We start from the raw sequence: 14,169 nt of genomic DNA, 5'->3' as shown, positions 1-14,169 counted from the left end.
GGAGGAAGAATGCATCATATTAGCAAATACAGTCTGTTATTGTCATCATTTTTATTTTGTGGTATTGGTTTTATTCTCTTTGTGAATCCAATCGAAAAAATTGCCACCTTTAGTTGGTTGATTTCTCTGGGCTTTTTCTTGATTTCAGTTTCGCGTTTGTCGCGTTACTACCGTCTACGGACTCAAGCGACCTTGTCGGATCCCTATTTATTTCAAAGCGTGGTCTCGCTAGTCTTTGCAGTCTATCTCTTACTATATGGCTACAAGACCTTGCCGATTGTCTTTCCGATTACACTTGGAATTTGGCTCTTATATAAGTCTGCTTTGAGTTTACGTAAGGCTCACTATCTTTCCAAACGATCTGAAGAATTATCCAAGAAGTTTACTTTTTGGGGGCTTATTCAATTGTTTACAGGATTGTTTCTCATTGTTAGTCCTCTATCTATTAGTATCTTCTTGTTACATATTTTGGGATTGTTCTTTTTCATAATTGGCGTTCAATCCTTGAGACTCTTTTTAAAACTTCATAACGAAGAGTAAAGAAATCTGTCTGTGTTTTTGCAGACAGGTTCTTTTTTTGCAAATGAAATTGAGAGAATTCTTGAAAAATAATTGAAACCCTTTTCACATTTTGGTATACTAGTGTCAAGAGAATAGGAACAAAGGAGTATAAAATGTCCAAAAAAATTATTGGTATTGACTTAGGTGGAACATCTGTCAAATTTGCCATTTTGACGCAAGAAGGAGAGATTCAAGAGAAGTGGTCTATCAAGACCAACATCCTTGACGAAGGAAGCCACATCGTTCCTGATATCATCGCTTCCATTCAACACCACTTGGAGTTGTTAAACTTATCCGCAGAAGATTTTATTGGAATTGGGATGGGATCTCCTGGTGCAGTGGATCGCTTCGAAGGAACTGTCGTTGGAGCATACAACCTCAACTGGAAAACCGTACAGCCGATCAAGAAAGATATTGAGTCTGCCTTGGGAATTCCTTTCTTCATCGATAATGATGCCAACGCAGCTGCCCTTGGGGAACGCTGGAAAGGTGCTGGCGAAAACCAACCAGATGTCGTCTTCATGACACTTGGAACTGGTGTTGGTGGCGGTATCGTTGCGGAAGGAAAACTCTTGCACGGTGCTGGTGGTGTAGCTGGTGAGCTTGGTCATATCACAGTAGACTTCGATCGTCCATTTGATTGTACTTGTGGTAAGAAAGGCTGTTTGGAGACAGTAGCCTCAGCAACCGGGATTGTCAATTTGACTCGTCGCTATGCAGATGAATATGCAGGAGATGCGACCTTGAAACGTCTCATTGATGATGGCGAAGAAGTTACAGCTAAGACAGTCTTTGATCTTGCTAAAGATGGAGATGAGTTGGCCTTGATTGTCTACCGTCATTTCTCTCAATACTTGGGTATTGCTTGTGCCAACATCGCTAGTGTCTTGAACCCAGCCAACATCGTCATTGGTGGTGGTGTATCAGCAGCCGGTCAATTCCTCTTGGATGGAGTTCAAAAGGTCTTTGATGAAAATACCTTCCCACAAGTTCGTACATCGACCCAACTGGTGCTTGCTAATCTTGGAAATGATGCAGGTGTGATTGGTGCTGCATCACTTGTCCTACAATAGAATTTATTTGAAAGAGATCCAAATCGAATCATTTGGACCTCTTTTCTTTTATCCTGTGTTATAATGTAGGTATTACAGTATTTAAGGAGATTGAATGACAAAAGCAGATATCCTTTTTAAAGAAAATATTCGAAGAATTATGGAAGAGGGCGTCTGGTCTGAGCAAGCTCGGCCCAAGTACAAGGATGGCACAACTGCCAATTCCAAGTACATCACGGGAGCTTTTATGGAGTTTGATCTGGCCAAGGGCGAGTTCCCTATTACGACCCTTCGTCCTATCGCCATCAAGTCAGCCATCAAGGAAATGCTCTGGATCTACCAGGACCAGTCCAATAGTCTGGAACTCCTAAATGATAAGTATCAGGTCCGTTACTGGAATGATTGGGAAGTGGGAGACACGGGAACGATTGGAGAGCGTTATGGTGCTGTCGTTAAAAAGCACGACATCATCAACAAAATTCTCAAACAGTTGGAAGCCAATCCCTGGAATCGTCGCAATATCATTTCTCTATGGGACTACCAAGCCTTTGAGGAGAGCGAAGGGCTCTTACCTTGTGCTTTTCAAACCATGTTTGATGTGCGCCGTATAGATGGGGAAATCTATCTGGATGCGACCTTGACCCAACGTTCCAATGATATGTTGGTGGCGCACCATATCAATGCCATGCAATACGTAGCTCTTCAAATGATGATTGCCAAGCACTTTGGCTGGAAGGTTGGCAAGTTCTTTTACTTTATTAACAACCTGCACATCTATGATAACCAATTCGAACAGGCGGAGGAATTGCTTCGGCGTGAGCCTTCTGATTGCAAGCCTCGTTTGGTTTTGAATGTGCCAGATGGTACAGATTTCTTTGCTATCAAACCTGAAGATTTTGTACTAGAGGATTATGATCCTGTCAAACCTCAGTTGAAGTTTGATTTAGCTATATAGAGATTATTGTTAGTTGACAAAAATAGGAAGACCGTTTGTTATTTTTTAAATAATGATTCGTACTTCCTATTTTTTAAATTTAATGATTAGTAATATCGTCAAATTTTAAAAAATTGATCAATTTTTGAGACATTGTATTTTGAATAGTTAAATTAATTTGGTAGAATTAATAAGGTTAGGCATTAGCCGTAAAATATAAATATAAGTTTTAAAATTTTTGGAGGAATTTAAGTGAGTAAGGATTTATTCAATGATCGTATTAGTAGATTTTCAATTCGAAAATTGAATGTCGGAGTATGCTCGGTTCTTTTAGGGACGCTAGTGATGGTTGGGACAGCTTCAAGCGTCGCAGCTGATGAAAACGCAGAGAACCAAGTAGGGGTTGCAACGAAAGAAGAAGCAGGCCAACCTGCGATTACAACGGAAGCACCCGTTTCAACAACTAGTGAAGTTTCAACTTCAGCTACAACATACCAAGCTGAAGCTCCTGTAACTGCACCAGAAACAGCCCCAACTACAACAGCTCCTGTTGAAGAAAAGGCTCCAGTAGCAACTCCTGCAGTGGCAGAAGGATCAACAAACCCAAGTAACAAAGGGACAGAAGGAACAGCAACTGATAATAAAGAAACAGTTTCTGCAGCTGTAGTAGCACCTGCGCCAGAAACACCAGCTGTTCCAGTAGCAACCTCGGATGTTCGCCGTCGTAGCCGTCGTGCTCTTGGTGACGCCAACGATCCTAACTTGATCGCGGATGATGTTGAAGATGCAACTTCAACTCCAAAAGTTGAAAAACCTGGCTTTACAACAGATCTTGATGCTAAATCTATGACTAGCCAAATCTCTTGGTTGGACTTTGGAGATGTAGCTAACTGGACAGGAGCAAAAACAATCCAAGTCGCTAAAAAGGAAGTTAAACCAAATGAACTAGAAGAGGCCTTAGCTCTTCAAGTTGGGGCAACCTATACCAAGGAAATCATGCCTGGTTATGTAGTTACTGTAAAAGTCAAATCTTTGAAACCATTCCAAGCAACTGAAATCTATAAAAAACGGATGGAAGAACAAGGGGCTACAGAAGCTGAAAAAGCGACCTATGATCCAAATGCAAAAAATGGATATGTAAAGGGTGTTACTTCACCAATTGCTAGGCAATATTTTGCTGATGGCAAAGAAGCCGACGTTATCGCTGATGCCCAAAACCGTTGGACTGAAATCAAACATGAAAACGTTGATACGAAAGCCAAAAAGACGACCATGAGTTCTGCATATAATGGTGGGAATATTGGAATTCAGTTTGAAATCTCTGCAACCTTCCGTGGAAAGAAAGTTAAGCCAGCTATTGTTATGGCTGATGGTGAGTCTGCTAACCCTGGTGAATTTGTTATGTTTACTACCAACGGACAAGGTTGGCAGCACATTGGGGAATGGAAGAAAACTACTAGACCAGCTACCTCTGTTCCTTATGAACCACAAGATACAGAGAATCTTTTTGGTTCTAAACCTAAATATAATAACATTAACCTAAGACAACTTCGTGATAATTCTACTCAAGCTGGACCAGATAAGAAACCAGTAGCATGGAAGTACTTTGGAAATCCTGACCAAGTTACAGGTGGTCTAGGAACCGGTATCTTTGGACCAAACATTTCTGAAGGAAATAGAACAGTTCCACTCGTTATGACACGTGGAGCATCTGAAGTGGGACTTTATATCGCTTCAGCTGGTAAACAGTCAGCAATGCTAGGATTCTTCCCACTTGATGAAGGGGATGCTCCTGAGTCATATGGTAAGGCAGTCCATACCATTGCAACTGTAGACGGTGTTACTGGAGCTAAAGTAAATCAACCGTACATTGGTAACGTGAGCCCAGATATGGATGAGAACACCACTCAAGACTGGTTCGGTGATGATAAGGCAACTACGGCCGATGAAGGAATTAACCAATTGCTTCCAGAGGAACTCAAAGGGACAACCAATGAGATGATCCAAATGGACCGTACCAAACCAGGTAACTACAAGATGTCAATTCAAGCTCATACGGATGGAGCTTCAGAAGCACATATCTATGGTTGGGTAGACTTTAACCAAAATGGTAAATTCGATGAAGATGAACGCTCAAATCTCGCTACAATCACACAAGATGGTACTGTTGAGTTGACCTTTGCAAACAGCAAGACTTACGTCGACCCAAGCGTTAAAGAGTTAGGTGCTCGTGTTCGTATCGCTAAGAAAGCGAACGAGATCGAAAGCCCAACTGGCATGGCCTTCTCAGGTGAAGTAGAAGACTTCAAGACTCAAATCACCCACCCACCAAAAGGAGAATTTAAGGAAACAAGTGGCCCTCAAGGTACGAAACAATCAGCAACTGTTGCCTTTACAGCACGTGGAGAACACAAGTTTGAACGTGATTCTAATGCTGTTATTGATGAAACTGTAGAACCATACATCGTTGACAAAGATGGCAACCGCGCAACCCTTGACGCAGACGGTTACTACGTCGTTCAAGGACAAGGTAAATACAAGATTACTGCTAAGGGCAAAGATGTAGACGTTGAGTTTATCCCAGAAGATAACTTCCTAGGAACAGCTGATGGTATCTCTATCCGTCGTTCAGATAATAATGGCTATGATACTGGTTGGTCAACAAAATTCCCAGACAGCGAGCCTAATGTGAATGGCCAATTAAATACTATGGATGGTCAATATGTTCCTACTGTAACACCGATTGACATTGAAGGGGTTGACAAGACTTCTAAAGATATTCAAGGTGCAACTCAAAAAGAAACACCGACCTTTAACACAACTGCGACTAACTCAAATGGTGACAAGATTGCAATCACTCCAAGTGCAGAATATCCTGCTAAGTTGGTAGATCCAGCTACAGGTCGCACGATTGATGAGCCATCTGTAACAGTTGAAGGGGAAGGGACATACACGATCAATCCTTCAACAGGTGAAGTAACCTTCACTCCAGAACCAAGCTTTACTGGTACAGCTAAAGGTGTGGATGTTACATTGTCAGCGCCAGTTGGTCGAAACAAAGATGGTAAGATCCAACAGGAGTACATCAAGACTGCTACAGCTAAATACACACCAACGGTTACTCCAATCACAGTGACTCCTACAGACAAGGTTTCTGTGGATGTTCAAAACGTTCCTCAAACACAAACTCCTACATTTGAGTTGAGCAACGACAAGACTGCTGAAATCACAAGAAAGAAATTGGTGGATCCCGCAACTGGTCAACCAACTGATGAAACAACAGTGACAGTAGCAGGTGAAGGTAGCTATACTATCGACCCAACGACTGGAGCAGTAACATTTGCGCCAGAAAAAGACTTTGTTGGTACTGCAAAAGGCGTAACTGTTCAGGCAACTGCTACTATTACAAATGCTAATGGTAAGACTGCAACCATTACTTCAGATGCGACCTACACACCAACTGTTGTGCCAGCAGTTCCAACTGCAAACCCTGCAACTTCTAAAGATATCCAAGGTGCAACACAAATAGGGACACCAACCTTTGCAGGAACTACTGTTCAAGTAAATGGTGAAGATAAAGCTATTACCATTAAAGACAATAGCTACACATTGCTAGATAAAGATGGTAACGAAGTTTCAAGCACACCAGCCTTTGCTGAAGATGGTACAACTGAAATTGGTACTTTCTCTATTGATCCAGTAACAGGGCAAGTAACCTTCACACCAACAGACAAATCATACACTGGTAAAGTAACCCCAGCTAAGGTTCAAGCTGAAAGTTCAAACGGTATCAAGGTGGATACAACTTACACACCAGAAATCGTTCCAGTAACCCCAACCGCAACACCAGCAGAAACTATAAATGTTCAAGGTGCGACTCAAAAAGGTAAACCAGAATTTAAAGGTGGTACTGCTGAAATTGATGGTGTTGAAAAGACTGTAGCCATTAACGAAGCTGTTCCGGCTAAATTTGATGATGGAACTACAAGTAAGAAGGTTGAAGGAGTAGGTACTTACACAGTAGCTCCAGATGGAACAGTTACATTTGTACCAGAAAAATCATTTGTTGGTAAAGCACCTGCAGTAACTGTAGTTCGTGAAGACATGAACGGAACAAAAGCTTCTGCAACTTACACGCCAACCGTAACACCTGTGACACCAACAGCGTCACCTGCTGAATCAGTAGCCCCTCAAGGTGTAGTTCAAACTGGTACAGTTACTTTCACAGAAGGTGATCCAGTTGCGCCAATCGACAAGGATACGATTACCCTTCTTGATGAAAATGGTCAACCAGCAGCTTCAGTAGATGCTAAGTCACCAGATGGCAAGGTTATCGGTACATTCACAGTTGATAAAGCAACAGGTGTTGTAACCTTCACCCCAACAGATAAGACTTATTCAGGTGATGTTGTTGCCGTTAAGGTTCAAGCGAAGGATGCCAACGGTACCCCAGCTGAAACAACATACACACCTAAGATTACTCCGGTTGTTCCAACAGCAGAAGATGTAACTTCAAAAGACAAACAAGGCCAAACCCAAACAGGTAAACCTAAGTTTACAGAAGGCAATCCAAACATTCCAATGGATGATGATACGCCAGCTACATTCGAAGATGGCTCAACAACGAAAACAATTCCTGGTGAAGGAACCTACACAGTAGCCCCAGATGGAAGTGTAACCTTCGTACCAGAGAAGTCATTCACAGGAACAGGAACAGGCGTGACTGTGAAACGTGTAGATAAGAATGGTACACCAGTAACAGGTAAGTACACACCAACAGTAACACCAGTAACTCCTACAGCAGCTCCAGCTGAATCAGTAGCTCCTCAAGGTGTAGTTCAAACTGGTACTGTTACTTTCACAGAAGGTGATCCAGTTGCGCCAATCGACAAGAATACCATTACTCTTCTTGATGAAAATGGTCAACCAGCAGCTTCAGTAAATGCTAAGTCACCAGACGGTAAGGTTATCGGTACATTTACAGTTGATAAAGCAACAGGTGTTGTGACCTTCACCCCAACAGATAAGACATACTCAGGTGAAGTCGTTGCCGTTAAGGTTCAAGCGAAGGATGCCAACGGTACCCCAGCTGAAACAACATACACACCTAAGATTACTCCAGTTGTTCCAACAGCAGAGGATGTAACTTCAACAGATAAACAAGGTCAAACCCAAACAGGTAAGCCTAAGTTTACAGAAGGTGATCCAGTAGTTCCAATGGATGATGATACACCTGCAACCTTTGAAGATGGTTCAACAACTAAGACTATCCCAGGTGAAGGAACCTACACAGTAGCTCCAGATGGAACTGTTACATTTGTTCCAGAAAAATCATTCACAGGAGCAGGAACAGGCGTAACTGTGAAACGTGTAGATAAGAATGGTACACCAGTAACAGGTAAGTACACACCAACAGTAACTCCTGTAACACCGACAGCGACACCTGCTGAATCAGTGGCACCTCAAGGTGTTGTTCAAACTGGTACTGTTACCTTCACAGAAGGTGATCCAGTTGCGCCAATCGACAAGGATACGATTACCCTCCTTGATGAAAATGGTCAACCAGCAGCTTCAGTAGATGCTAAGTCACCAGACGGCAAGGTTATCGGTACATTCACGGTTGATAAAGCAACAGGTGTTGTAACCTTCACACCAACTGATAAGACATACTCAGGTGAAGTCATTGCAGTTAAGGTTCAAGCAAAGGATGCCAACGGTACACCAGCTGAAACAACATACACACCTAAGATTACTCCAGTCGTTCCAACAGCAGAGGATGTAACTTCAACAGATAAACAAGGCCAAACCCAAACAGGTAAGCCTAAGTTTACAGAAGGCAATCCAAACATTCCAATGGATGATGATACGCCAGCTACATTCGAAGATGGCTCAACAACGAAGACAATTCCAGGTGAAGGTACTTACACAGTAGCCCCAGATGGAAGTGTAACCTTTGTACCAGAAAAATCATTCATCGGAACAGGAACAGGTGTAACAGTTAAGCGTGTAGATAAGAATGGTACACCAGTTACAGCTAAATACACACCAACCGTAACACCGGTAACACCAACAGCTGAAGAAGTGACTTCAATTGATAAACAGGGCCAAACACAAACAGGTAAGCCTAAGTTTATAGAAGGTGATCCAGTAGTTCCAATGGATGATGATACACCAGCTACATTCGAAGAAGGTTCAACAACGAAGACAATTCCAGGTGAGGGTACTTACACAGTAGCCCCAGATGGAAGTGTAACCTTCGTGCCAGAGAAGTCATTCACAGGAACAGGAACAGGTGTAACAGTTAAGCGTGTGGATAAGAATGGTACACCAGTAACAGGTAAATACACACCAACCGTAACACCAGTAACACCAACAGCGTCACCTGCTGAATCAGTAGCTCCTCAAGGTGTAGTTCAAACTGGAACAGTAACCTTCACAGAAGGTGATCCAGTTGCGCCAATCGACAAGGATACGATTACCCTTCTTGACGAAAATGGTCAACCAGCAGCTTCAGTAGATGCTAAGTCACCAGACGGCAAGGTTATCGGTACATTCACAGTTGATAAAGCAACAGGTGTTGTAACCTTCACCCCAACAGATAAGACCTATTCAGGTGATGTCGTTTCAGTTAAGGTTCAAGCTAAGGATGCCAACGGTACCCCAGCTGAAACAACATACACACCTAAGATTACTCCAGTTGTTCCAACAGCAGAGGATGTAACTTCAACAGATAAACAAGGTCAAACCCAAACAGGTAAGCCTAAGTTTACAGAAGGCAATCCAAACATTCCAATGGATGATGATACGCCAGCTACATTCGAAGATGGCTCAACAACGAAGACAATTCCAGGAGAAGGTACTTACACAGTAGCCCCAGATGGAACAGTCACTTTCGTACCAGAAAAATCATTCACAGGAACAGGAACAGGCGTGACTGTTAAACGTGTAGATAAGAACGGTACACCAGTAACAGCTAAATACACACCAACTGTAACTCCAGTAACACCAACAGGTGAACCAGCCACAACTATTGGCCCTAAAGGTCAAGAACAATCTGGTAAGCCAAACTTCAAGGAAGGTGATCCAATTGTTCCAATGAACGATGCCGTTCCGGCTACATTTGACGATGGTTCAACAACGAAGACAATTCCAGGTGTTGGTACGTATACAGTAGCTCCTGACGGAACTGTAACCTTTAAACCTGAACCAGAATTTACTGGAAAAGCACCATCTGTAACTGTTGTCCGTGAAGATATGAATGGAACAAAAGCTTCTGCAACGTACACACCAACTGTACTTCCTGTTACTACATTTGTAGACAAAGAAGGTAAAGCAATTCCGGGATATCCAACTGAAGACAATGAACAACCTAAGAAAGATATTCCAGGCTACCGCTTCATAGAGAGTAAGAAGCTTCCAAATGGTGACACAGAACATGTTTATGAGAAAGTGAAAACTAATCATAAGGATAAGGAAGGTAACGAGATTCCAGGTTATCCAATCGAGGATGGTGAAAATCCTAAGAGAGATATTCCAGGCTACCGCTTCGTAGAGACTAAGAAACTTCCAAATGGTGATACAGAGCACGTTTATGAGAAAGTGCCAACGCCAGATCCAGTTCCAACACCAGATCCAGTGCCAACACCAGATCCAGTTCCAACACCAGATCCAGTGCCAACACCAAATCCAGTACCGACGCCAGATCCAGTGCCAACACCAGATCCAAAACCAGTTCCAGAAACTAAGGAAATTAAATTCATCAATCCTTCTGATGAAACAGCAGTTCTTCCTGAAACTGGTACTGAGGAAACTTCTAAAACAGGTCTTGCTCTTCTAAGTGCTTTAACAGGTCTCTCATTATTTGGACTTGCTAAACGCAAAAAAGAAGACTAAGATCTAGGATTTGCCTCATTAAAACCGCGAGAAATCGCGGTTTTTTTGACGGAAAAAATAGGAAGTTTTGCTCAAGGAAGCAATAGTTGGAAACAGTCTTTTCTAAAAAAATTTGATAAAATAGAAGTATCAGTGTAAAGGATGTAAGAATGAGTAAGAAAGTAATTGGTATTTGGGCTCAGACAAAGAATGGAGTGATTGGTAAGGATCAGGTCATGCCTTGGCATTTACCAGCTGAATTGCAGCACTTTAAACAAACGACAACGGGCCACGCGATCCTTATGGGGAGAGTTACCTACGAAGGATTAAACAAACGCGTCCTGACAAATCGGACCAATATCATTCTCTCTAGAGATGACATGTATGATGTAGAGAATGAAAGAGTTTTGTTAAAAACCTCGGTAGAGGATGTTTTAGACTGGTATAAGGATCAGGATCAGTCACTCTTTATTATCGGTGGGGAGAAGGTGATTCGCCTTTTCGAGCCTTATCTAGAGGAGCTTTACCAGACTGTCATCGATGCCCAATTAGAAGGAGATACGTATTTCCCAGTAGACTTCCATTGGGATCAGTTCCAGTTACTGGACGAGCGGACGATCGAAAAAGACGAAAAAAACCCTTATGACTTTACCATTAGACATTTTGAAAGAAAGGAAGACTAGTTCATGGAACGTAGTATCTTTGGCTTTTTTACAGCGGTTTTATGCGTGATTTGCCTAGTATGTGCTTCTCAGGCCCTTCGGAAAAAGCGCTATGGATTAGCCATTCTATTTTTGCTAAATGCCTTTACCAATCTTGTGAATTCGATTCACGCCTTTTATATGACTTTTTTAAAATAAATTACAAACAGACTTTAGAATCGGGAGAAGAAAATGCCTACAAATCAATCAAATGATATGATGGTTTATTGTTCGTTTTGTGGTAAGAACCAAGACGAAGTACAGAAGATTATCGCAGGGAACAACGCCTTTATCTGTAATGAATGTGTTGAGTTAGCTCAAGAAATCATTCGTGAAGAACTAGCTGAGGAAGTCTTGGCAGACCTTTCAGAGGTTCCAAAACCAATCGAACTACTCAATATCCTTAACCACTATGTCATCGGTCAGGATCGTGCTAAACGAGCCCTCGCAGTAGCGGTATATAATCACTACAAACGGATTAACTTCCACGAAAATCGTGAAGAAGACAATGATGTGGATCTCCAAAAATCAAACATTTTGATGGTGGGGCCTACAGGTTCAGGAAAAACTTTCTTGGCTCAAACTCTTGCTAAGAGCTTGAATGTTCCATTTGCCATTGCGGATGCGACAGCCTTGACAGAAGCAGGTTATGTCGGAGAAGACGTTGAAAACATCCTTCTGAAGCTCTTGCAAGCAGCTGACTTCAATATTGAGCGTGCAGAACGTGGCATCATCTATGTTGATGAAATCGATAAGATTGCTAAGAAGAGTGAGAACGTCTCTATCACCCGCGATGTTTCTGGTGAAGGGGTTCAACAGGCTCTCTTGAAGATCATTGAAGGAACTGTAGCCAGTGTGCCACCTCAAGGCGGACGCAAGCACCCACAACAAGAAATGATCCAAGTCGATACCAAGAACATCCTCTTCATCGTCGGTGGAGCCTTTGATGGGATTGAAGAAATCGTGAAGCAACGTTTAGGTGAGAAGATCATTGGATTTGGTCAAAACAACAAATCCATCGATGAATCAAGCTCTTATATGCAAGAAATCATTGCAGAAGATATCCAAAAATTCGGTATTATCCCTGAGTTAATCGGTCGGCTTCCAGTTCTTGCTGCATTAGAGCAATTGACAGTGGATGACTTGGTTCGTATTTTGAAAGAACCAAAAAACGCCTTGGTGAAACAATACCAAGCTCTCTTATCCTTTGACGACGTAGAATTGGAATTTGATGACGAAGCACTTGAAGAAATTGCAAGCAAAGCTATTGAACGCAAAACAGGTGCTCGTGGATTACGCTCCATCATCGAAGAAACTATGTTGGATGTGATGTTTGAAGTTCCAAGTCAAGAAGATGTCAAATTGGTTCGAATCACCAAAGAAGCAGTTAACGGAACTGAAAAACCAATTTTAGAAACTGCCTAGAAAGAAATTCTATGAAAGTAAATACTCATAATGCGGATATTCTCTTGAGCGCTACCAATAAAAGCCATTATCCTCAAGATGATATCCCAGAAGTTGCACTTGCCGGTCGATCAAATGTCGGCAAGTCTTCTTTTATTAATACCATGCTAAATCGCAAGAATTTGGCCCGTACGTCTGGAAAACCAGGGAAAACACAGTTATTAAACTTCTTCAATATCGATGATAAATTACGCTTTGTCGATGTACCTGGCTATGGATATGCTCGTGTCTCTAAAAAAGAACGTGAGAAATGGGGAAAGATGATCGAAGAATATCTGACATCAAGAGAGAATTTAAGAGCTGTTGTCAGCCTGGTTGATCTTCGTCATGAACCCTCAGCTGATGATGTCCAAATGTACGAGTTTTTAAAATATTACGAGATTCCAGTTATCTTGGTTGCAACCAAAGCCGATAAAATTCCAAGAGGAAAATGGAACAAGCATGAATCTATGATCAAGAAGAAATTGGATTTTGATAAAACAGATACCTTTATCATCTTCTCATCCGTTAATAAGACAGGAGTAGAAGAAGCTTGGGATGCAATTTTTGACTATAGTCTTTCGGAATAAATCGTATTATTACTAACCTGTTATTTATTTATTTGATTTATCTCGATATTGTAATTAAAATGTAATATTGAGCTCAACAATTTAATGCTTTTCTGTGCTATAATCATCTTAAAGAGTTTTCATTAAAACATTAGGAGATTATCACATTGAAAAAAATACTAAATAAATCGAAATTAATTGGATCCTTAGTGGCTCTAGTAGCTGCAGGAACAGTAGCGGCAGCTATGAGTGAGCATGTAGGGAAAGTTGATGCTAATGATGGTGCTTATACTCAATACGCAGATCCAACAGAAACTTTTATCTCACAAATCGGTGAATCTGCTCGTCAGCTTGGTCAAGAAAATGATCTTTATGCTTCTGTTATGATTGCTCAAGCTATCTTAGAAAGCGGAGCTGGTCAATCTGGTTTGTCATCTTATCCACACTATAACCTCTTTGGTATTAAAGGTAGTTATGCTGGTCAATCAACTGTGATGCAGACGTGGGAAGATGACGGTAATGGAAATGCCTATACCATCAACGATGCTTTCCGTTCATATCCTAGCTACTATGAATCATTACAAGACTATGTAGCAGTTTTAAAACAAGGTCACTTTGCTGGAGCTTGGAAGAGTAATACAAGTAGCTATCAGGATGCTACATCTGCCTTAACGGGTGTCTATGCTACTGATACAAGTTACTATGCAAAATTGAACCATATTATCGAAACTTACAACCTTACTCAGTATGATTCACCAAGTGTATATGGAGGTTATGAAGGTACGGTCTACAACCCTTATCGCCAACAATATACAACTCAAGAAATCTTGAACTTGGATATCGCATGGGCAAATCGTTTCTTGTAAGATATGAATTAAATTGAATGATAAACAGGCCATTAAGGTCTGTTTTTTCTTTTAGTCGTTTTAAATCGTTTTATATCATTTTTCATTGAAAACAGTATTTTTTATATTATTTTTCTGAAAACCTTTTCAGAAGGTTCTATCTATGATATAATGAAGAAGTTCACAAATTCA

At 41.4% G+C, this 14,169-nt stretch carries 8 protein-coding genes; all 8 read left to right on the top strand.

Translation table 11 applies throughout. The features are described 5' to 3' along the window. The first annotated feature begins 9 nt into the window (after positions 1–9). The gene (locus H8S88_RS06405; RefSeq protein WP_048788865.1) at positions 10–540 is read left to right on the top strand and encodes a DUF308 domain-containing protein; all 531 of its coding nucleotides are present in this window, start codon (positions 10–12) and stop codon (positions 538–540) included. A gap of 134 nt (positions 541–674) precedes the next feature. Further along, positions 675–1,634, top strand: coding sequence for an ROK family glucokinase (locus H8S88_RS06400; RefSeq protein ID WP_195611672.1), 960 nt, complete (start codon positions 675–677; stop codon positions 1,632–1,634). A 94-nt stretch (positions 1,635–1,728) separates the two neighbouring features. Beyond that, positions 1,729–2,568 carry a thymidylate synthase gene (locus tag H8S88_RS06395; protein WP_048788867.1) on the top strand — a complete coding sequence of 280 codons (840 nt, stop codon included), beginning with the start codon at positions 1,729–1,731 and terminating at the stop codon, positions 2,566–2,568. 231 nt (positions 2,569–2,799) lie between these two features. Then, entirely contained in the window at positions 2,800–10,440 is a 7,641-nt protein-coding gene (locus tag H8S88_RS06390; protein WP_236128176.1) for a CshA/CshB family fibrillar adhesin-related protein, read from the top strand. A gap of 149 nt (positions 10,441–10,589) precedes the next feature. After that, entirely contained in the window at positions 10,590–11,102 is a 513-nt protein-coding gene (locus H8S88_RS06385; protein ID WP_236128175.1) for a dihydrofolate reductase, read from the top strand. A 210-nt stretch (positions 11,103–11,312) separates the two neighbouring features. Then, positions 11,313–12,545 carry an ATP-dependent Clp protease ATP-binding subunit ClpX gene (gene clpX / locus H8S88_RS06380; RefSeq protein WP_236128174.1) on the top strand — a complete coding sequence of 411 codons (1,233 nt, stop codon included), beginning with the start codon at positions 11,313–11,315 and terminating at the stop codon, positions 12,543–12,545. 11 nt (positions 12,546–12,556) lie between these two features. Beyond that, positions 12,557–13,153 carry a ribosome biogenesis GTP-binding protein YihA/YsxC gene (yihA, locus tag H8S88_RS06375; protein WP_236128173.1) on the top strand — a complete coding sequence of 199 codons (597 nt, stop codon included), beginning with the start codon at positions 12,557–12,559 and terminating at the stop codon, positions 13,151–13,153. A 146-nt stretch (positions 13,154–13,299) separates the two neighbouring features. Continuing rightward, the gene (locus H8S88_RS06370) at positions 13,300–13,998 is read left to right on the top strand and encodes a glucosaminidase domain-containing protein (RefSeq protein ID WP_268927087.1); all 699 of its coding nucleotides are present in this window, start codon (positions 13,300–13,302) and stop codon (positions 13,996–13,998) included. The last annotated feature ends 171 nt before the right edge of the window (positions 13,999–14,169 follow it).

The organism is Streptococcus sp. GS001 (genome assembly GCF_021595565.1).
Lineage (GTDB): Bacteria > Bacillota > Bacilli > Lactobacillales > Streptococcaceae > Streptococcus > Streptococcus xiaochunlingii.
Note: the sequence above shows the minus strand (reverse complement) of the source record. Positions and strands in the feature narration are given on the sequence as shown.